The organism is Flavobacterium sp. MMLR14_040, assembly GCF_033657265.1.
Lineage (GTDB): Bacteria > Bacteroidota > Bacteroidia > Flavobacteriales > Flavobacteriaceae > Flavobacterium.
In genome coordinates this window covers 34,122-56,512 of sequence record NZ_JAWVWO010000005.1, presented here as the reverse complement: position 1 = coordinate 56,512, position 22,391 = coordinate 34,122, and the positions used below count along the sequence as shown (strand labels likewise).

General features: G+C 33.0%; 18 protein-coding genes and 1 tRNA gene. 5 read left to right on the top strand and 14 right to left on the bottom strand.

Translation table 11 applies throughout. The features are described 5' to 3' along the window. Positions 1 to 5: 5 nt before the first annotated feature. The 6 genes from SD960_RS08805 to SD960_RS08780 form a co-directional block, all read right to left on the bottom strand. Positions 6 to 458 (bottom strand): thioredoxin family protein, encoded by a 453-nt coding sequence (locus SD960_RS08805; protein WP_318802311.1) that lies wholly within the window; start codon positions 456 to 458, stop codon positions 6 to 8. A 271-nt stretch (positions 459 to 729) separates the two neighbouring features. Further along, entirely contained in the window at positions 730 to 1,188 is a 459-nt protein-coding gene (locus SD960_RS08800; protein ID WP_318802310.1) for a thioredoxin family protein, read from the bottom strand. Positions 1,189 to 1,408: 220 nt separating this feature from the next. Continuing rightward, positions 1,409 to 1,876, bottom strand: a complete 468-nt coding sequence (locus SD960_RS08795; protein ID WP_318802309.1) for a thioredoxin family protein — start codon at positions 1,874 to 1,876, stop codon at positions 1,409 to 1,411. Positions 1,877 to 1,932: 56 nt separating this feature from the next. Continuing rightward, positions 1,933 to 3,420 carry a peptide MFS transporter gene (locus tag SD960_RS08790; RefSeq protein ID WP_318802582.1) on the bottom strand — a complete coding sequence of 496 codons (1,488 nt, stop codon included), beginning with the start codon at positions 3,418 to 3,420 and terminating at the stop codon, positions 1,933 to 1,935. A gap of 1 nt (position 3,421) precedes the next feature. Then, positions 3,422 to 5,098 (bottom strand): peptide MFS transporter, encoded by a 1,677-nt coding sequence (locus tag SD960_RS08785; RefSeq protein ID WP_318802307.1) that lies wholly within the window; start codon positions 5,096 to 5,098, stop codon positions 3,422 to 3,424. Between the two features lie 36 nt (positions 5,099 to 5,134). After that, a complete protein-coding gene (locus SD960_RS08780) occupies positions 5,135 to 7,306 on the bottom strand; it encodes a S9 family peptidase (protein ID WP_318802306.1) in 2,172 nt (723 codons plus the stop codon). A 181-nt stretch (positions 7,307 to 7,487) separates the two neighbouring features. On the opposite strand from SD960_RS08780, the gene SD960_RS08775 reads away from it, so the two are divergent. After that, positions 7,488 to 8,801: a hydroxymethylglutaryl-CoA reductase, degradative gene (locus SD960_RS08775; RefSeq protein ID WP_318802305.1), complete on the top strand. Its 1,314-nt coding sequence runs from the start codon at positions 7,488 to 7,490 to the stop codon at positions 8,799 to 8,801. A 141-nt stretch (positions 8,802 to 8,942) separates the two neighbouring features. After that, entirely contained in the window at positions 8,943 to 9,857 is a 915-nt protein-coding gene (locus SD960_RS08770; RefSeq protein WP_318802304.1) for a GYDIA family GHMP kinase, read from the top strand. Between the two features lie 21 nt (positions 9,858 to 9,878). Here the strand turns inward: SD960_RS08770 and SD960_RS08765 are convergent, their stop codons facing one another. The 7 genes from SD960_RS08765 to SD960_RS08735 all read right to left on the bottom strand — a co-directional run bounded on the left by SD960_RS08765 (position 9,879) and on the right by SD960_RS08735 (position 16,956). Next, positions 9,879 to 10,316 carry a hypothetical protein gene (locus SD960_RS08765; protein WP_042566077.1) on the bottom strand — a complete coding sequence of 146 codons (438 nt, stop codon included), beginning with the start codon at positions 10,314 to 10,316 and terminating at the stop codon, positions 9,879 to 9,881. Positions 10,317 to 10,722: 406 nt separating this feature from the next. Beyond that, positions 10,723 to 12,822: a peptidylprolyl isomerase gene (locus SD960_RS08760; RefSeq protein ID WP_318802303.1), complete on the bottom strand. Its 2,100-nt coding sequence runs from the start codon at positions 12,820 to 12,822 to the stop codon at positions 10,723 to 10,725. Positions 12,823 to 12,930: 108 nt separating this feature from the next. After that, positions 12,931 to 14,190, bottom strand: a complete 1,260-nt coding sequence (locus tag SD960_RS08755; protein ID WP_318802302.1) for a hemolysin family protein — start codon at positions 14,188 to 14,190, stop codon at positions 12,931 to 12,933. 3 nt (positions 14,191 to 14,193) lie between these two features. After that, positions 14,194 to 14,388, bottom strand: coding sequence for a hypothetical protein (locus SD960_RS08750; protein WP_318802301.1), 195 nt, complete (start codon positions 14,386 to 14,388; stop codon positions 14,194 to 14,196). Between the two features lie 10 nt (positions 14,389 to 14,398). Further along, a complete protein-coding gene (gene lptC, locus SD960_RS08745; RefSeq protein ID WP_042566073.1) occupies positions 14,399 to 14,950 on the bottom strand; it encodes an LPS export ABC transporter periplasmic protein LptC in 552 nt (183 codons plus the stop codon). Positions 14,951 to 15,002: 52 nt separating this feature from the next. Next, positions 15,003 to 16,229, bottom strand: coding sequence for a hypothetical protein (locus SD960_RS08740; RefSeq protein WP_318802297.1), 1,227 nt, complete (start codon positions 16,227 to 16,229; stop codon positions 15,003 to 15,005). Then, the gene (locus SD960_RS08735) at positions 16,222 to 16,956 is read right to left on the bottom strand and encodes a type III pantothenate kinase (RefSeq protein ID WP_318802295.1); all 735 of its coding nucleotides are present in this window, start codon (positions 16,954 to 16,956) and stop codon (positions 16,222 to 16,224) included. The genes SD960_RS08740 and SD960_RS08735 overlap by 8 nt, the downstream gene beginning before the upstream one ends. Positions 16,957 to 17,060: 104 nt before the next feature. On the opposite strand from SD960_RS08735, the gene SD960_RS08730 reads away from it, so the two are divergent. The 3 genes from SD960_RS08730 (at position 17,061) to SD960_RS08720 (ending at position 19,216) form a co-directional block, all read left to right on the top strand. After that, positions 17,061 to 17,136 (top strand) — tRNA-Phe (locus SD960_RS08730). Between the two features lie 347 nt (positions 17,137 to 17,483). Next, a complete protein-coding gene (locus SD960_RS08725; RefSeq protein WP_318802293.1) occupies positions 17,484 to 18,980 on the top strand; it encodes an MFS transporter in 1,497 nt (498 codons plus the stop codon). An 11-nt stretch (positions 18,981 to 18,991) separates the two neighbouring features. Then, positions 18,992 to 19,216 carry a DUF6814 family protein gene (locus tag SD960_RS08720; protein WP_042563404.1) on the top strand — a complete coding sequence of 75 codons (225 nt, stop codon included), beginning with the start codon at positions 18,992 to 18,994 and terminating at the stop codon, positions 19,214 to 19,216. Positions 19,217 to 19,470: 254 nt separating this feature from the next. Here the strand turns inward: SD960_RS08720 and SD960_RS08715 are convergent, their stop codons facing one another. Further along, positions 19,471 to 22,347 carry an alpha-amylase family glycosyl hydrolase gene (locus SD960_RS08715; RefSeq protein ID WP_318802290.1) on the bottom strand — a complete coding sequence of 959 codons (2,877 nt, stop codon included), beginning with the start codon at positions 22,345 to 22,347 and terminating at the stop codon, positions 19,471 to 19,473. Between the last annotated feature and the right edge of the window lie 44 nt (positions 22,348 to 22,391).

The window sequence follows — 22,391 nt, the reverse complement described above, 5'->3', positions numbered from 1 at the left end:
TTCAGTTATTCCTCCGGATTCAAAATCAAATTAGATTCAGCAATCCATGCTTTTACACCACTTGAATTGTAACCAATTTTTCCTAAGGAATTAAAGTTGGTTTTTCCTGTTCTCATAGCTGCGGTTGCAAAACAAGCTTGGGGTAACTCGTCTATACCGAAGGCATTTTTTAAGGAAACGTTTTGCTCTCTTACACTCTGAGATGCTGAAGTATCAGACAAATCAAGTTTTACTAAAACAACATTTTTATTAGACCAATTTAGAAAATCGGGCGTGTTAAAAATTTCAGTTTGAATTTTTTCCGGTGCATTTGAGGCAGTAAAAAAAATTAACAATGGCTTTCTTTGTTCGTTACTTATTGCAATCGCGTCTGTCAGATTTGTACTCCAGACAAGGCCTTGCGATCGCACAAAAAACGAACCTAAAAAAAACAGTAGGATAAGTAATTTTTGGGTCATAAAAAATAAGGTTTGGTTATAATAATTGAACCAATTTAACATAAATACACTAAAAAACAATCCTGCTAGAGTTAAAAAGTTAAGAAAGTCTTAACAAAAAGGAAATCATCAATAAATTGATAAAAAAATATCAATTTGAAAAAAAATAGTGCATTAAATCGCAAATGTTATGGCAATGAATCGCTGGAACAAAGCAAAAAAGAATCCCTTTTCACCTGTGATGAAAAGGGATTACTACAAATTAAATTTAGAAAGTAATTAAAAAGTTTTCTTATTCGCTTTCGCTGGGATGCAAAATCGAATTTGACTCAGAAATCCAGGATTTTGCACCGCCGGGTTTGTAGGCAAGTTTTCCTAACGCACTAAAAGTCGTTTTGTTTTTTCTAACAGAAGCACTTGCAAAACAAACTTCGGGTAATTCAACAACACCAAAAGCATTTTTAAGTCTTATATTTTGTTCTTTATCACTATCAGAAGCATTAATATCAGATAAATCCAATTTAACAAGAATGACATTGTCACGAGACCAAACCGCAAAATCCGGCGTTTTGAAGATTTCGTTTTGAAGATTTTCCGGTACACCCGAGGCAGTAAACAAAATCAACATTGGTTTATTTTGCTCATTGCTTATTGCGATAGCATCAGTCATGTTTGTTCTCCAGACTAAATTTTGAGAATGTAACATAAATGATCCAAAAAAAACGAGTAGGATAAGTAATTTTTTAGTCATAGTAATAGGTTTGGTTAGATTAGCATGACGAAATTAACATAATATTTTAATTTTACAAGTTTTATTAATATAAAAAATACACTATATGTTTTTTTAATACCAATAAAATATTAAAATAATAATTTACAAAAATGCAAATCAAAACTTTTCCTACTAAACAAAAAAACTCCCTACATTACTGTAGGGAGTTTATTAACTATTTTTTGAATAAATTTTTCGCTTAAGATTTTTTCGGATGTACAATTCCTTCTGCAACTGCTAACCAGGCAGATGGTCCACCTGCAACATATCCTGTCTGACCAAGTCCTTTAAAATTTACTTTACCATCCTTAGCTTCTGCGCTGGTAAAATAAATAGTTGGAAACCCTTGTATACCAAAAGCTTGCTGCAACTCATTGTTCTGATTTTTTATTTCAGGAGTTTGCGCAGTTCTTCTTGGATAATCTAATTCTACTAAAACAACATTATCTTTTGCCCATTTCTGAAATTCAGTTGTTTTCAAAACCTCATTTTGCAAACGGATACACCATCCGCACCAATCGCTTCCTGTAAAAAACATTAGCATTGGTTTGTTCTCTTTATTGCTTACAGTAATAGCTTCTTTTACATCTGTATACCATTTTAACTCCTGCGCTTGAGAAGTAAATGCTCCTAATACAAACAAGGCAACTAAAAATATTTTTTTCATGGTGGTCGTTTTAATTTTTTACAAATTTAAACAAAAAAAGAATCGATAAATGTCGTCTATTTTACTTCTTGCATTAATTTTTTAATTAAAGGAGTTGTTACAATTAAAACAACACCTGCAACAAGTGCATATATGGCCAATTGATAATACCCATCTGTATAAGCAATAAGTTTAGACATTAAAGTCGTTCCTGTATTAGCATCAGACATTTCCGAACCTAGTTTTCCTGCTGCAAATTGCCCAAATGCGCTTGATAAAAACCAAAGCCCCATCATCATACCAAACAATCTTTTTGGAGATAATTTGGTAATTACAGACATTCCGATTGGTCCGATACAAAGTTCTCCAAGTGTATAAACTAAATATCCTAGTGCAAATAAATCTAAAGAACTTAGGCCATTTGCATCAATAAAAAATCTGGCACTATAAAATATAAAGAAACCAACAGCTAATAATATAAACGATAATCCGAATTTAATAACTGTATTTGGCTCAATTTTTCTTTTGTACAAAAAGATCCATAGCATTCCTACCAATGGACTGAAAATAATAACATACAATGAATTGACACTGTTATTAACTACGTTTGGATCAATATTAAACCACAATAGTTTACTTGATAAATTATCTTTAGCAAAAAGCGAAAGTGACCCTCCTGACTGTTCAGAAATAGCCATAAACATAAAATATCCGAATATAAAAATGAAAGCGGCCAATAATTTGTATTGTTGTTTTCTGTCTTTTATTTGAAACAATTCATATAAGAAATATAATAATGCTGCAATTCCAATCGTATACATAAAATACTCTGTAAAATCAGAATTTATCACCATTATGTAAACTAACGGAATCACTACAATAGAGCCCACATAAACTGCGATTTCATAAAGATTACGTTTTTTTGCAGGCTGGTTTTCAAGAGGTGAATTTCCAATTGGCGCCAAATGTTTTTTCGTTAAAAGAAAAGTAATTACTCCAATAATCATTACAATTGCCGCAGATAAGAAACATAAACTCCATGAATAGTTTTTTCCTAAATAAATAGGAATCGCACCACCCAGCATACCACCGATATTAATACCGGCATAGAACATTCCATAACCCGCATCTCTTCTTCCGTCGCTTTCATGATACAACTCACCAACCATTGAAGATACATTTGGTTTAAAAAAACCGGTACCAATAATAGACAAAGTAATTCCGTAGTAAAAGAAATCATGTGGAGAAGCTGCTATTAGCAAATTCCCTAAAATCATCACGATTCCACCAAAAAGCAATGATTTTTTAAAACCTAAAATTTTATCAGCAAAAATACCACCGATAAAAGTAAAAGCATAAACAAAAGCCTGAATAGCTCCGTATTGAAGATTTGCTTTTCCTTCAAGCAAACCTAATTGGTCTACCATAAAATAGGCCAAAACGCCTCTCATTCCGTAGAAGCAAAAACGCTCCCACATTTCAACCAAAAACAAATACCATAATTGTTTTGGGTATCTGCCTTTAAAATCTTGTATTTGTTCTAATGTAATTGTATTGTTTTCCATCTTATCTAACTCCATGCATCATTTTTTTCAAGAAAGGAGTCAAAGCAAACAAAATTATTGCTGCAAGTCCTGTAAGAACAACAAACACCATGAAAAACTCGTATAAATTATGAATTTCAAATCCTGCAAAAAAGTGATTATGAGCACTAATTTGGTGTTTATCCAACAAGGCTAATTGTTCTGCAGTTGGTGTAATTTTATTATCCAATACCGCCTGAAGATCAATTCCTAATTCTTTTGCTTTTGCAAATTTATCTCCGGTTGCTGGTAAGATAGAACCCAAAGTTCCTCCTAACGCATATCCAGATGCATTCGATAAAAAGAATACTCCGTATAATAATGACGCAAAACGTTTTGGAGATAATTTACCTACCAAGGATAAACCAATTGGCGATAAACATAATTCAGCACATGTATTTAAGAAATATAATAAAATAAGCCATTTTACCAATAACAATCCAGAAGTTCCAATATATGAAACCTGAGTGGCAATCATAAAGAAACTAATACAGATTATAACTAGTCCCGCAGCTAATTTTACAGGAGAAATTGGTTCTTTTTGATTTGCTCTTAAAGTATCCCATAAAATACTGAAAGGAACAGCCATTACAACCACAAATAATCCGTTAAAAATCTGAACCATTGATGGAGGCATTAGATAGCCAAAGAAATGCCTGTCTGTTTGATTGTCTGCGATAAAAGTTAAAGATGAACCGGCTTGTTCAAATGCGGCCCAGAAGAAAATAATAAAAAACGAGACAATGTAAATTACAATAATTCTATCTCTTTCAATTTTTGTTAAAGAAGTATCCGAAATAATTAATCCCGCCAGAGCCAAACCGCTTGAATAAATCAAAGTATAAATTAAATTCTGACCTACAACATAATGAAAAAAGAAACCTAAAGCGATAAATGCAATTCCCGCAATGGTTAATGCTTTATTCGAAAAATTTGCTTTTTGTGATTCTCCTTCTTCAAAATCTTCTGCAACATTTTTAGATGGTAAACCTCCTAATGGTCTTCCTTCAGGAGAAACCACATATTTATTTTTTAAGAAGTAAAAAAGAACAGTTCCGATAAGCATCGCAGCAGAAGCTGCCATGAAACCCCATCTAAAAGCGTGAATATCTCTAATTCCTCCAGAATCCTTAACATCTCCTAACAAAGGACAAATAGACTGCCCCAAGAACGCACCGATGTTAATACCCATATAGAAAATCGTAAAAGCAGTATCCAGTTTTGTTTTTTCCTGTTTTGGATACAAACTTCCCACCATACTTGAAATGTTTGGTTTGAAAAATCCGTTACCAAAAACAATAACACCCAAAGCAGAATACATAATAATTTTAGCCAAAGGCAGATTTGCCTCAAAAATACTTCCGCTGGTAAATAATAACATCTGGCCAATTGCCATCAATAATCCACCTAAAAGAATACAATTTCTGTTACCTAAAAAACGATCGGCAACAAATCCTCCTAACATCGGCGTCAGGTAACAAAGCCCAAGAAAACCTCCATAAATCAGCGAGGCTTCTTCTTCTTTCATTAATAATGAGTTTACAAGAAATAAAGTCAATAAAGCCCGCATTCCATAAAAATTGAACCGCTCCCACATCTCCGTCCCGAACAAAACCCACAGTCCCTTTGGATGCGCCGTTTTCACTTGAGTTTCTTCCATATTATTCACTATTTATTTAAGGTTGATAAAGTTGTACTATAAATTTTCTTTGATAAAATTAGTCATTTTGTTGTAAAGCTGAATTCTCGTTTTACCACCGTAAATACCGTGGTTTTTATCTGGATATATCTGAGAATCAAATTGTTTATTCGCCTGAATTAACGCTTCCATCATTTGCATAGAATTTTGCACATGTACGTTATCATCACCAGAACCGTGAATCAATAAAAATTTACCTTTTAATTTATCAACGTGATTGATTGGGGAATTTTGGTCGTATCCGCTTGCATTTTCCTGTGGAGTCTGCATGTATCTTTCTGTATAAACACTGTCATAAAATCTCCAGTTTGTTACCGGAGCAACAGCGATCGCCATTTTAAACACATCATTTCCTTGAAAAATACAGTTTGAAGCCATAAAACCTCCATAACTCCATCCGAAGATTCCAATTCTTGAAGCATCAACATAAGGATAAGCTCCAATTACTTTTGCAGCATCAATTTGATCTTCTACTTCGTATTTTCCTAATTCTTTTTGTGTTACTTTTTTAAAGTCAGCACCTTTAAAACCAGTTCCTCTACCGTCAACGCAAGCTACAATATATCCTTGTTGAGTAAGCGAAAGGAACCAATAATCATCTGTATTGTTCCAGTCGTTGTTTACTTGTTGAGATCCCGGACCAGAATATTGGTACATGAAAACTGGATATTTTTTTGAAGGATCAAAATCTTTTGGTTTTAAAATCCATGCATTAAGTTCGTTTCCTTTTGCTGTTTTTAAAACAAAAAATTCTTTAGCAGGAAGATTATATCCTTTCAATTTATCAGCAAGAGCCTGGTTGTTTTCGATAACCTGAATTTCTTTTCCAGTTTTAGACTCGTTTAAAGTATAAGTCGTTGGTACTAAATTGCTGGAGAAAGTTGTAATGAAGTATTGGAAATTCGGGCTAAAAGTCGCCGCACTTGTTCCTACTTTTGAAGTTAAACGTACTTTGTTTTTTCCGTCTAAACCAATTCTGTAAATATCTCTGTTGATTGAACCATTTTCTGTAGATTGATAGAAAATAGTTTTATTTTTTTCGTCGAAACCGTAGTAAGACACCACTTCCCAGTTTCCTTTTGTAACCTGATTTTTAAGTTTTCCGGTTTTGTCGTAAACATAAATATGATTAAAACCATCTTTTTCACTTGTCCAGATAAAGCTGTTGTCTTTTAAGAAAGTTAAGTTGTCTGTAACATCAACATAAGCCTTATCTTTTTCATTTAAAACTACTTTTGCTGCAGCCGTTGTACCATCTACAAATAACAAATCAAGATTGTCCTGATGACGGTTTAAAACCTGAGCAGACAATGTATTGTTATCATTTGTCCATTTTAATCTTGCTATATAAAAATCATTATAATTTCCTAAATCAACTTTTTTAGTTGCATTTGCAGCCGCATCATATATATGTAATGAAACTATAGAATTTTTTTCTCCCGCTTTAGGATATTTAAATGTTTCAACTGTTGGATACAAGTCTTTTTTGAAGATTGACATTGAAAATTCCGGAACAGCACTTTCGTCAAAACGAATATAAGCTAATTTTTTACTGTCTTTACTCCAGTCAAATGCACGTACAAAAGCAAATTCTTCTTCATAAACCCAATCAGTAATACCATTGATCACTGCATTTTTCTTTCCATCTGTAGTAACCGCTGTTGATTTTTTTGAAGCTACATCATAAACATAAAGATTGTTTTCTTTCGCATAAGCGATTTTAGTTCCGTCAGGAGAAAAAGTTGGTTCCTGAACCTGAAAATCAAAAAGCTTCGTTAATGATTTGGTAGCAATATCATATAAAAAATAATCTGCCGTAAAAGAGTGACGGAAAATTTGATTGGTGTTACAAGCAATTAAAATCTTTTTTTCTGAAGCATCAAAAGTATAGCTGTCAATTCCGTCTGCTAATTCCTTATGATTTTTGGTATCAATTAAATTAGATACTTTTTTCAGCGTTGCAAAATCGTATAAATCTATTTGCATACTTCTGCTAGCCTGGTCAACATTCAATACAGTATATTGGTCTGTATTTTTCAAAGATTGCAATTCATCCATTCCTTTGGCACGAAATGCTCCACCATAAATATTCTCAACAGTAATTTTTTGTTGCCCAAAAACGGTAGCAACTAAAAACAAAAGTATAACAGTAATTTTACTTGTATTCATTTGAATTAATTTAAATATAAAAAAGAGCCCAATTTTAGTGAAAAAAATAAACATAATACACATTTTAAGTGTTAAATGTTAAAAAAAATAACGATTGCGTATTTTTCAATTTTAAATAGATTATAAACAAAACTCTTAAATTGGTATCTTTGCCGCAACATTATTATTTAAAATACTGAAAATGAACAATGCTGTTGCTGGATTTTCGAAATTATCCAAAAAAGAAAAAATAAACTGGATCGCCAATGAATACTTTTCTACTCCCGAAGAAGCGCTTAATATAATAAGAAATTACTGGAATTCAGATGAAAAGCTTCAACAGCTACATGATGAATTCATAGAAAACACGATTACTAATTTTTATATTCCGCTTGGCGTTGCACCCAATTTTTTAATCAACGGAAAATACAAAACCATTCCAATGGCAATTGAAGAAAGTTCAGTTGTGGCCGCTGCTTCAAAATCAGCAAAATATTGGGCAACTCGCGGCGGTTTTAAAGCAACGGTTATTAATACCGAAAAAATTGGTCAGGTTCATTTTACCTTTAATGGAGATGCAGAAAAACTACAATCTTTCTTTGACCAAATAAAACCCAAATTCTTTTCAGAAACGCAAAGCATTACCAAAAACATGCAACAGCGTGGCGGGGGAATTTTAGATATTAAATTAAAAGACAAAAGAAGTTTACTTGAAAACTATTTTCAGCTTCATGCCACTTTTGAGACCAAAGACAGTATGGGAGCAAATTTCATCAACTCCTGTTTAGAACAATTTGCAACGACTTTAAAAGAGGAGTTTCAAAATTCTGATTTGTTTTCAGAAGAAGAAGCGATCAACGTAATTATGAGCATTTTATCTAATTATGTTCCGAATTGTCTTGTTCGTGCCGAAGTTTCCTGCCCAATTGAAGATTTAACCGAAAAACACATTACAAATCCTCAGGATTTTGCAGAACGTTTTGTTCAGGCAGTTCAAATTGCCGAAGTGGAGCCTTTTAGAGCCGTAACACACAACAAAGGAATCATGAATGGTGTTGATGCCGTCATTTTGGCAACAGGAAACGATTTTAGAGCCGTAGAAGCCGGTGTACATGCCTATGCATCACGTAATGGCCAATATGCAAGTTTGTCTCATGCTAAAATCGAAAACGGAATATTTACCTTCTGGTTAGAGATTCCACTTGCTTTAGGAACCGTTGGCGGATTAACTTCTTTACATCCTTTAGTGAAATTATGTCTTGAAATGCTCGAAAAACCTTCTGCAGAAGAATTAATGCAAATTGTTGCCGTTGCTGGATTGGCACAAAACTTTGCGGCTTTACGTTCTTTAACTACAACCGGAATTCAGGAAGGGCATATGAAAATGCACCTGAATAATATTATTAATCAATTTGAAGCCAGCGAAGAAGAACGCCATTTAATTAAAACTCATTTCAAAAAGAATACCGTTTCGCACAGTGCGGTAGTTGAATTTATTGAGAATTTAAGAAAATAACCTGATTGAAAAATTCCAAATATTAAAAATTTAAATAAATTCCAAATTCCAACTCTCTACATAATTGGAATTTGGATTCGAGCGACAGCGAACAGGCGAAGCAATTTTAAAAGATTGGAATTTCCTTGAAAAAATTATAGAATGAAAACAACCTTTTACAGTAACGGAAAACTTTTAATTTCAGGAGAATATCTTGTTCTAGACGGCGCTAATGCTTTTGCATTGCCTACAAAATTTGGCCAGGATTTAATTATCGAAGAAGGAACTAACCAGACAATAGAATGGAAGAGTTATGACTATGACAATCATCTTTGGTTTGAAGATGTTATTTCGTTTTCTGAAATTATAAATAAGACCATTCCGGAATCAGAAACTGTAAAAACAACTTTAATTAATATTTTGCACGAAGCTTACGTATTAAATCCTGATTTTATTAATAACTCTAATGGATTTAAAGTTAGCACACATCTTACATTTCCAAGAAAATGGGGATTAGGGACTTCCTCTACCTTAATAAACAATATTGCGCAGTGGGTTAAAATAAACGCTTATACATTACTTAACAACAGTTTTGGCGGAAGCGGATATGACATTGCATGCGCCCAAAATGACACTCCTATTTTATATCAGGTTGAAAATAATGCTGTGGAACCGGTAATTTTTAATCCGGATTTTAAAGAAAACATTTACTTCGTTTATTTGAATAAAAAACAAAATAGCAAAGCGGCAATAAAAGCATACTATAACAACAGAAACGAGCATTTAGCAGACAATGTTGCTAAAAACAATAAAATCACCAATGCTATTCTAAATTCTAAGAGCTTAAAAGAATTTGCGTTGGCAGTAGAAAAACATGAAATTCATTTAAGTAATATACTGGAAACGAGAACAATCAAAGAAATTGCCTTTTCTGATTTTAATCGCGTAATAAAAAGTCTTGGGGCGTGGGGCGGCGATTTTGTAATGGTAATTTCGAAAGAAGATCCAACAGCATATTTTGCTTCGAAAGGCTATGAAACTATTTTGACTTACGATGAAATGATTTTACAAGCATAAAATCATCTCTCTGCAGTTTTATTAATTTACTTTCTTGTTCCTAACTTGTTTAGAGGTTTCAAGTCGGCGTACTTTTTGGTTTTCTTGTTCGTTAGATTCTATAAGCGTATTATGCAGGCGTTCTGCCATTTTTTCTATACTATTTGTAATAGAATCATAAACCAGCTCCATTCTACGATGTTTCTCTTCCTTTACGGCCTTTAAAACATCTTCGACAAAAAACTTATCATATTTTTCAGCAACAGAATCACGAGTATTAGTAAGTCTGATAACATAATCGTTACTCAATATCGTAACCTTGAAATGTTGTTCTTCATTACTTAAATAGTACTTTCCTCCCAACTCATCAACATTGATGTCAGTACTGCTTACTTTCAAAAGTTCAGTAATTATCCCAAAAATGTGATTCTCAATTTTGGTGTATACTTTCGCTTTTCTTCTAAACAAAAACTTAAACATAACAAAAATTAAATGCCTGATTATTAAAGTACTTACTCATTCTTGTTTTGGAATTTTAATTGGTATTTTGCGTTGAAAATTTCGACAAATAAACTGCAATATTTTGAATATCACAAATTTTTTAAATTATATTTCGATTATTCCTATAGAACTATCAAAAATAGACATGTATTTATTACAAAATTATTCTGAATTTGTCTAAATTAATACAAACAAAAAATATCTAATTCCTCATTAAGCAATTTGTAAATAACAGTTCTTGTTCACAATCATATACGAGAAATTGCCAGTTTTAGTTTTAAAATTTGGCTAAAAATTACCTTAAAAATTAAAATGCATAAAAAAACCCGAAACATTCAAATGAACGTTTCGGGTTTTATATTTTTTTTTATTTACTTACTATAAACTAGTAGTTAAATTGCAATCTGTTATCTTCAATTTTAGCATTGTTTTTCAACGCTGGTAAAATTCTGCTTGCATCAGATGCACTTTGAGTTTTTAATTTTGCAACATATTCTGCATGGTTAGCAATTGCAGGAGCTTTTACTGTACTAATGTTTTTTACAACATAAACTCCAGTATTTCCTTCAATTGGAGCAGAAACTTTATTTGCAGCTAAAGCAAATGCGTTTCCAACAACTTTAGGCTCTTGCCCAACTCCACCAGGTAAAACAGGATTATCCAAAGTTACATCAGTAGCTTGTTGAACAGCAACTCCGGCACTTTTAGCAATAGCTTCCAGGCTTGAACCTGTCATTTTTGCTTTCAACATTTCTGCTTTTTTCTTGTTTTTCAAGATTGGCTCAACATAAGGTCTTGCAACAGTAACAGATACTAAACCTGATTTGTTTTCACCTTTATATTGTGCTATTACGTGTCCAACATTAGCAATTTCAAAACGTTTTACATCTCCTTTATTTGTTTCTTTATCAAATGCCCATCTTACAATGTTACGTTGGTTTCCTAAAGGACCAAACGCTTCATCCATAGCTTTTGCAGTTACGGGAGCAGCAACTTTTAAGCCTAAAGCTTTTGCAGTTGTGTTAAAATCTTTATCAGCAGCATCCATTTCGAATTTAGTTGCTAATGTAAATACTTTATCAGAAGTAGCTTCAGATGGCTCAATTTTTTGAGCAATTGTAGCTAAACGAATTCCGTCTTGTTTATCAGTAATTTTGATAATGTGAAATCCAAATTGAGTTTCAACTAAACCAACTTTTCCAATTCCATTATTGAATACAAAATCATTGAATGGTTTTACCATTTGGTTTGGACCAAAATATCCTAAATCACCACCTTGTTGTGCAGATGAATCATCAGAACTTGTAAAAGCCAACATCATGAAACTATCAGGATTTGCCTGAACCTGAGCCAGGATTCCTTCAGCTTTAGCTTTAGCTTCTTCTTTTGTTCTTTTTTCTTTTGCGTTAGGAGTTTGAGATCCTTCATAGCCAATTAAAATATGACTTGCTTTTGCATTAACACCAGATTTAAATCCTAAAGATTTAGAAATAGCGTAATATCTTCCGTAAACATAAGGACCATAAATAGCTCCTGCAGGCAAGCTGAATAATTTATCAGCATCAACAGCCGGTAAAGCATTTTTAGCTACATAAGTAGAATCGTAAGGAACATCCGAATTTGCATTTACAAATTCTGCAATGTTTGTTGCGTTTCTGAAACCTGGCAAAGTATCGTTTTTACCTGTTTTTGCATTATATTCTACTCTTCCGTTTAATAAAGCCGTGATTTTAGCTTTAATTTCAGCCTCATCTTCTTTTGAAGCTTTGTCTTCAACTAAAACATATTGAATTTCACGAGTTTCATCCGCTTTGAATTTTTTCTCGTTTTTCTTCATATAATCAACAATTTCATCATCAGAAATTTTTACATCGCTATCTTTAATAGAAGAATATAATCCGGCAGCATACGCAAAGTTTACTTTATTAGCTTCCATTTCATATTTCAATTTCCCTTCACTAGCAGTTGTGTAAAGACCTGATTTTACTAATGTATTGTAGATTTGGAATTTTGCGTTTAATTCAGCATCTTTTTCTTTTGCAGAAATATATTGTGCTGCTTCAGGATTTGTTTTAAAGTACTCTTTGAATTTAGCTACGTCAAAAGCACCTGCTGCGTTTAAAAACATTGGGTTTTTACCAATATTTGGGTCAGTTTTTAAAACTTCCAAAAGGTGTTTTTCTCCAACTCTCAATCCTAATTTGTCAAACTGAGATGACAATAAAGCGATTGAAACCTCTTGATCCCAAACTCTGTTTGCAGCTTCAGTGGAAGTAATTCCTTGCCCACTTTTTTCAACATTACTAACTTTAACTCTAAAGTCTTCAAATGAAATATCTTTTCCATCGATGCTTCCTACATCTTTTGAACTCTGACCGAAGCTTCCTCTTGTGAAAAGATCTTGTATTATAAATGCAAATAATGCAAGTGCAATAACTCCTATCAATAAAGCGGAACGCTGTCTAATTTTTGCTAAAACTGCCATTTTTATTATCGTTAATTTTATATTCAGTTTGCGAAAATACAATTATCTAGTTAATAACAATACAACTAGTGTTTTATTTTCGACATTTTTTTTTAATTAATGAAAAAATCACTCTTTTATCGTCATTTTTACCAATTCAATTTTCTTGTTTGATGCTTCTTCAACTACAAAATGAAAGCGATCAATCACGATTTTTTCCCCTTTTTGAGGTATTTCTTTCGTAGAATTTACAATAAAACCACCTAATGTTCCGTAAGAATCCTCTTCAGGAATATCCAATTTATATGTTTCGTTTAAATATTCAACATCTAAACGTGTCGAAAACAAATATTGACCATCACCAAGCTCCTGCTCTATTAACTCTTCATCTAAATCGTGTTCATCTTCAATTTCACCAAAAAGCTCTTCTACAATATCTTCTATTGTTATAATTCCCGAAGTTCCACCATGTTCGTCTAAAACAACGGCAACATTTTTTCGTTTTTTGATTAGTAAATTTAAAGCGTCTTTTATCGAAATTGTTTCAGGAACAAACTCAACCGTCATTAAAACCGATTTAATTGTTTTAGGCTTTTTAAACAAATCAAAAGAATGCACGTAACCTACAATATCATCAAGTGAGTTTTGGCTTACTACAATTTTAGAATAACCGGTTTCAATAAATAATTCTTTCAGCTCTGAAATACTTGCAAATATATCAATATCAACAATTTCTGTACGAGGCGTCATAATATCTCGTGCTTTAACACCCGAAAATTCTAAAGCATTCTGAAAGATCTGGATCTCTGAATCTACTTCATCATTTTCTTCTACAGAACTCATTTGTTCTGTTATATAATTTCCTAATTCTATTTTGCTAAAATACAACTGAACCTGGTCGCCTTCTGTTTTAAAAAACTTTCTTAAAATAAAATCTGAAATCCAGATAAAAAAAGTCGAAATATAATAAAACAACCTGTAAAATAAATAGGCCGGAATAGCAAAAATCTTAATCAGGGAATTGGCATAAATCTGAAAAAAAACTTTAGGAAAAAACTCAGCCGTTACCAAAACTACAAAAGTAGAAATCACGGTCTGAACCAATAAGCTGGTAATATTTGAAAACTGATATCCTAAATGCGCAATACATTTCAGGACTACATCACCCATAAAAAAACCATAAACGACAAGAGCTATATTGTTGCCAATAAGCATAGCAGCAATAAATTTTGACGGGTTCTGGGTAAGTTTGGTTAAAATTTGGGAAAGAAAATTATCTTGCTTTTTTTCTATTTCAAGATAAATTTTATTAGAGGAAATAAAAGCTATTTCCATTCCTGAAAAAAAGGCTGATAGTATTAAACTTAGTATTATAATACTACTTTCCATCTTTTATTGTTTTTTGTTACGATCGTCAAATTTTCTTGCAAACTTTCTTCTAAAGAAAAACATAAAAACTGCCAATCCTGCAATGATAAAACTTAAAGTCGAATTGTCGTTTCCTTCATTTAACTTCATGATACCGTCGTAAATAAAAAAAACGGCAAATAATATGTAAACGTATTGTGTGTATTTTAAATAATTCATGATTCTGTCTTTATTCTTCGGCTTCTAATTCGCCGGTTACTCTTTGTGAGTTTATTACTTTAAAATCTTTGCTGAAGTCAATTCCCTGACCGTAGGAAACTCCTTTTGCATCTGTTAACTTAAACTTTCTCTCGGTATAAAACCATTCGTTTTTCTGATCAAAATACAACTGTTCTGTTTCTAACATCTGACCGGTTTCTGAAGTAATTTTTACTTTTCCCTGCAAATCAATAATTCCGGTTTGTTTATACGAAACAGCATAATTCGATCTTATAAAAGTACGTTTTTGATTTTTATCATACAAAGTGACGTCAATTCCTTCAGGAAATTCCGTAAACGGAAAATCAAGATTCGAATAATCCAGCATTTTTCGGCTTTTTAGAACTCCGGTTATGCGTCCTGAATCTGTATATTTTATATCGACAGTATCAGCATCACTTCCCGGAACAAACTCTGAAAAGTTAATTTTCTGAACTTCTTTAAAATTACTTTCGCATCCAAAAAACAGTGTCACAGCAAAAACTGTGACAGCGTTTATTATATATCTCTTTGGTAAATTCATTTGCCAAATGTAGTAAATTGTAGTGAGCTTAAAAAAACATAAAACTTTATGCTTAGTTGAATTTACTTTTCACGAACCATTTATCGTTAAAAGAGAAACTTAAGCTAAAATTTAAATAGTTTTCCTGAACTAAACCTGCAGATGTTGTTCCTTTTTTACCAAACTCGATTCCGAAGTTTACGTTTGAAAAAGTTCCGGTAATTGGAAAACCTGCACCTAAAGACATTCCAACATCATTAATTGATTCGTTATTTACTATTAATCCTGTTTTTTCAAATTTAAGACCTGCTCTATAAGTGATTCTGCTAAAATAACTTGAAAAAGAGCTGTAATTTGGCACATAATATCCTCCAACTGCATATTTAGAATACTTTTCGTAACGAACATTATCACTTGAATTGTAATAATTATTAAGTCTCCCGTCTCCCTGAAAAGCTATTGTTGTACCTACCAACCATTTTCTGGCTTCTCCAACACCGGCACCAAATGTTATTTTGTTTGGCAGTTTCAAAGTATTTTCAACAGGATCTCCGGTTACATCATCCGGATCACCGTCAACTTCAATAACTCTTGAGCTATTTGATGTTAATGTACTTGCAAAAGTGTAGTTTAAACTAGTGTATAGGTTTAATTTTTTATCAATTTTAGTTTGATACATGGTACCAATATTAAAATTCACACCTGATAATTCAGAAGCATTGGTTTCTCTTGTAGCACTTTGAACTCCGGTAACGGCTTCTATAGTAGTTGTTGAAATTTTACCAAAGTTATATTGTACATCTGCTCCAATATTCCATTTTGGAGTAATTTTATAACCTAAACCAAGGAAAACTTTGTTTACGCCGCCTTTTCCTTCAAGCTGACTGTTTACTCCTCCTTGTGTCGGGTTTAGATCTGAGATTTTATACCCTACAGAAGACAAAGGCACTAAACCAAAACCTGCTCCAAATTTACCCATTGGAATTCCTAATGCTAAATAATCAAAAGTTGATCTTTGCGCTTTTGAAGATTCAGTACTGCTTTTTATATTATTTGTTCCAAAAGTTCCTCCAACTGTAAAAGTCGTTTGTCCAAGACTGGCATAACTTGCCGGATTTTCAATATTCAAGTGAATACTATCCTGTTCTACCGCAACCCCGGCCATTGATCTGTTTTCAAGGGTTCCTTTAAATCTTGATTCCCCAATTCCGTAAAAAGAATAGGGTGACGAAGTACCTTGCTGAGCAAATGAAACGAACGAGATAAGTAAACAAGCACTTATTATAATTTTTTTAATCATTGTCGATTTTATATTGAAATGTTTGGTTCAAACTTTCCAGAAGGAAATTTGAATTGGCAAATATGGTATTTTTTAATCGTTTAGCCAAAAATTCTGCATCGCCACCCGTTAAAATTATTATAAAATTTGAAAAGTTTGTGCGATATTCATCGATAAAACCGTCAATCTCATAGACGAAACCATTAACAACTCCAGAATGAATGGCTTGTTGGGTTGAGTTTCCGATGTAGGAATCAGGTAACTCTAAAGCCAGCAAAGGCAGCTTGGCCGTGTAATTATGTAAAGCTTCATAACGTAAGCGCAGGCCCGGAGAAATAGCTCCGCCCAAATAATTGTCGTTTTCGTCGATAAAATCGTAGGTAATGCAAGTTCCTGCATCGATTACTAATCTGTTTTGTTTTGGAAATTGTAAAGTTGCTCCCGCAGCCAAAACCATTCTGTCGATTCCTAAAGTTTTTGGTGTTGCATATTTATTTATAAAGGGAAAAACATCCTCATGTGTTAAAAAATGAATATTGAGTTCTTTTTCGAAAGCCAAAAAAGATTGTTTTTCGATGTTTCCAACCGATGCAACAACCAAATCAGAACAATTTGGAAACTTTTTTAAAATTTCTTCAATTTTTTTTTCGAGCTCATTTTTCTCAAAAACGAAATTTTCAAGAACTTTACTTCCCTCAAAGACAGCCGCTTTAATTCGAGTATTTCCAATATCAACAGTTAAAACCATATTTTTTTATTTACCAATGCGAAGGTACGAATTGATTTTTTTAAAAAAATGTTTTGGATAAACGAAAAATGATTCTATCTTTGCACCCGCATTAACCGCACAACGGTACCTTAGCTCAGATGGTAGAGCAATGGACTGAAAATCCATGTGTCCCTGGTTCGATCCCTGGAGGTACCACCAAAACCCACTCACCTGAGTGGGTTTTTTGTTTTTAATATCTTTTGGAAAATTTAAATTCCAATTTTTTAAATTTTAAATTCCAATAAAATTTTACCACAAAGAAACGCTAAGATTTACGCGAAGGCTCGCAAAGCTAATTATCAGAGCTTTGCGAACTTTGCGTTTTTTCCTTGTGCCTTTGCGGTAAAAAACACTCCAATTTGTAAACTTTCAATTACCAAAAAGTGTAAATCAAACAATTATATGATTTTGTTAAAAAAGTATCAATTAAATAAAAAAATATCTTTTATATTCGTAAAATAATACTTTATACTTTTATTTGTTAATAAGAATACAAGAGCTATTTTATGGGTAAAACTTCTACAAAAGGCATTTGGAAAGTAATTTCTGCCTCATCAATGGGTACAATGATTGAATGGTATGACTTCTACATTTTTGGAAGTTTAGCTGTTGTAATTTCAACAAAATTCTTTCCAGGCGATAATCCAACAGCAGCTTTTCTATCTACATTGGCCACTTTTGCGGCAGGATTTGTAGTTCGACCGTTTGGAGCATTGTTCTTCGGAAGACTTGGCGATATTATTGGTAGAAAATATACTTTTATGGCTACCTTATTATTGATGGGTGGTTCTACTTTTTTAATAGGCTGTATTCCAAGCTACGAAACGATTGGTTTTCTAGCCCCTTTACTAGTTTTAATTCTTCGTTTATTACAAGGTCTCGCACTTGGAGGAGAATACGGTGGTGCGGCGACTTATGTTGCAGAACACGCTCCTGCCGGGCAAAAAGGATATTGGACATCATGGATTCAAACCACGGCTACAGTTGGTTTATTCATTTCATTAATGGTAATTCTGGCAACAAAAAATGTGCTTTCAGCCGAAGATTTTGATTCTTGGGGATGGCGTGTACCTTTTTGGGTTTCTATTGTGATGGTTGGAGTTTCGTATTTGATTCGAAAAAACATGGACGAATCTCCCGTATTTGCAAAAGCAAAAAAAGAAGGTACAACCAGTACAAATCCTCTAAAAGAAAGTTTTGGAAACCGATATAATTTAAAATTTGTTTTACTGGCTTTATTTGGTGCCACAATGGGACAAGGTGTGGTTTGGTATACCGGACAGTTTTATGCGATGAGTTTTATGAAAACGGTAATGAATGTTGACTCTTCTCAGGTTGATGAATTACTTGGAATCGCTTTATTATTAGGAACTCCGTTTTTTATTGTTTTTGGATGGCTTAGTGATAAAATAGGAAGAAAATATATTATGATGGGCGGAATGCTGCTCGCCATTTTATTATACAGGCCTATTTATAAAACGATGTACGAAACAACTGATTTAAAAAATAAAACTGAAATTGTACAGGAAACGAAAAAAGTTGTTGAAACCAGTAAAATCAATGATTCTATAGTTACAACTCAAAAAAAATATACTGACGGCACAACCTTAACAGAGAAAAAAACGTATACTAAAAACAAAAAAGAAGCACAGGTTAATACTTCGATTAGTATCAATACAAATGACGAATGGACTTTGATTTTTTTAATTTTCGTTCAGGTTATATTTGTTACGATGGTGTATGGACCAATTGCAGCATTTTTAGTAGAAATGTTTCCAACGAAAATCAGATACACTTCGATGTCTCTTCCTTATCATGTAGGAAATGGAATTTTTGGAGGTTTGCTTCCGGCAATTTCAACCTATTTTGTAACACATTCTAAAGAGGCAGGAAAACCGGAATTTTATCTTGACGGACTTTGGTACCCTATTATAATCGCTTCGATATGCTTTGTAATTGGAATGGTATATATAGATAATAAAAACAAAACGAATCACCTTTAATATTAAATAATATGAATGCAATCAAACAAATTTTAGGTGTTTTATGGGTTATTCTAGCTGTGGCTGCAGCTTATTTTTGTGTCTTTGAATTTGGCTTACCCAAACTATTATCAGACAAACAAGACGATTTAGTCTTTGGAATCATCATTTTATTTATCCTGACACCTTTAATTGTTTTAGGCCTGGGAACTTTTGGTTATTTTGCCGTAATTGGCGAATACAATGAGAAGAAATAAAAGAAAAATAAAAGGGTTGCCTGTTTCCAGACAACCCTTTCGCATTACTAACAAAAACAAAATCTTAAGTTCGTACAATTTATTTTAACACATAGAAACATAGATTTACATCCTCAAAAAAAGACGTTTCACTTGTTTAAATACACAAAGTTAGCTATGTGAAGAAATGTGTTTCTTTTTAGTATACTTTTTTACACATAAATCTATGTTTCTATGTGTTTAATTTTTTTACCAATTACACTATATTTTATTCGTTATTTTTTAACGAACTTCATTACCTGAATTTTATCATTCTGATCAAAAGCTTTTACTACATATAATCCCGCTTTTAAATCGCTTACGCTAAATTGAAAATCAACATTTCCATTAGGCATAAAATTTTTTACCAATTGCCCGGATATTGCATAAACCTGAACTTTTACTGCAGCAATGTTTAAGGTAAAATAATTAGAAACCGGATTTGGATACAAACTCACTGTATTTCCTTTTTCAAAGTCTTCTATCGCTAAGTTAGCTTGTTTGTTACCATAAATTCTATATTCACCAGCAGGTAAATTTAGGGTTGCGTTTACATCTGTAACTTCTATAGCCGTGTTATCCATTAAATTGTACCAAGTTCCTGTATATTGAAAACCTGTATTTACATTTTGAGCTGTAACATCAAAATTGGCTAAAATCAATACATCTTTTAATTGTGTGGAAGGTAAATTATCATTGGTGATTTTTATATTTACAGATAACGAATTTACGCTTGCTATTGTTGGCGTGCCTAAAAATACCGGCTCGGTCGTTTTAAGGGTTATCATTTTTGCCCAATCGTTGTAAATTTTATTTCGATTTGAATCTCCTAACCAGTTATTTGTCCATTGTAGTTGTGGTTTTGTATCTAATTTACAATCTCCGGAAATGGTATCGAAATCATTATTTACAGAATTATCGTTGCAGGTAAAAATGGAGTTTTCCCAGCCTAATTCTCCAAAATGCCAGATCATCTTTGGCCCGGGAACTAGTAAAGAAACAGCACCAATGGCAGACATTCTTGACAAAGCTGTGTTTAAATCTTTTACATTATAAGTTCCGTTTGAAGCTCCGTATTGTACATTTTTATACATCAAACGTTCTTCATCATGACTTTCGGCATAACCCATTAATCGGTTTGCCACAAAACCGTGACTTGAACTCGCCATTCTCGAAATATCACTTTCAGATGCATATCCCATAGACAATTGATTATAAGGTCCGGTCATTTTTCCCCACATCATAACACCTTTACTTGGCGTTTCATCAATTTTATAATTGGCCCATTCTTTCTCTTCTGTATCACTTCCTAAATGTTCGAAAATTGTATAATGAGTCGGATCTAAACTCCATGAATAATCAGCGTATTTCTTTAGAACATCTACTCTGTCTTGTTGATAACCGTTTGTGCAAATTTCATCAGATGCAGTACATGCCTGAGTAAATCCTTTAGTTAAATCCCAACGGAAACCATCAATTTTGTATTCTTCAATCCATTGTTTTACAACTCTTTCAACATAATATTGTGTTTTTAATGACTGATGATTAAAATCTTCACCTACACTATAGGTGTGTTTTGCAACGGTATTAAAATAGGGATTCTCCTCTGTTGGTGAACCAAAACCATCTCCATCAGGATCGTTCATCCACATTCTTACCATCGGATTTCTTCCAAACGTATGATTTAAGGCAACATCAAGAATAACCGCAATTCCGTTTTGATGATATAAATCAATGAGCTCTTTTAATTTATCCGAAGTTCCGTAAAATTTATCCAAAGCCATATGAAATGAAGTATTATAACCCCAGCTTTCATTGCCTTCAAATTCCATTACCGGCATTAATTCGATTGCATTTATTTTTAGACTTTTAAAATAATCGATTCGATCAATTAGACTCTGATAATTTCTGGCCGCATCAAAATCACGAACTAAAACTTCATAAACTACTAATTTTTCTTTTTCGGGTTTTGTAAAATTCGTAACCTGCCAATTGTATGGAGTTTGCCCTGTTTTTAAAACAGAAACTTCAAAATTTTGTCCTGCCGGATAAACTGGCATATTAGGATACGAAGTTGCAGGAATCCATGGATCATCATAAGGCGACAAAACCAAAGTTGAATAAGGATCTGCTGTTTTTATCAATGAAGGCGAATTGACAAGCGGTGTCGCATCAACCACCCAATATTGATAGGTATTGTTTTCTCCCGAAATTAATCCCGTTAATTCTAACCAAAATTTACCTGAAGCAGGATCTTTTTTCATGGCATACGCCAATGAAGGCTGCCAGTTATTAAAACTTCCTGCAACGTAAACAAAATCTTTTAAAGGCGCATCAAGGACCAAGGTCGCTTTTGTTACATCACTCAAATTGTAATTAATTCCATCAACTAAACCAGTTGGCATTGCCTGAGAAATTGTATTGGGATTTACAACAACCGTAAACTTTTTCACTATTGTTGTCGCTCCCTGAACGATGCTCAGCTCATAACTTTGATTATTTGATATATTGGTATGATTAAACGAATAAGAAGATGTGCTCGCATTTGTATCGATTGTAGTTCCATTTGCTTTAAGCGTATAGCTTGCTGCCCCGTTTGTGTTGGTTGCAGTAATATTAAAATTTGTACCTGAAGTTATAATTGTTGTACTATTTTCAGATGGTGCAGTTAAAGTTGCCTGCAAAGAGCCAACTTTAATAAAAAAGTCGGAACAAGATGGTGCTTGTTTTAATGTCTGAGAGCCATTTGCATTTCTAAAAACCAGACCCATTTTTGTGGCATCAGTTTGTTGCGTTGCAGTAAGTCCAAAATAGATACTTGGCGTAATGGTAATACTCCACGTGCCATTTCCATTGTCGTTCATTAAGCCAATTCCGTCATCATTTCCCCAATTTCCTTTTGCGGTTGCCCAGGGATTAGCTTCTGTTCCAATTCCTGAATGCATATATACTTTTGAAGGATTGGCACCCATTTCATTACAAGTTGGTGATGCAAACGAAGCTGTAATTGTTATGGGTTCATTTACCTGAAATATAGCAGGCGATACTGTTATTTGTTGAGCATTGGCAGTGACAAAAATCAGATATAAACATACTAGTATAATTTTTTTCATAATGTGGTTTTGGTTTAGTTAGTATTATAAAAAAAGGCTATCAT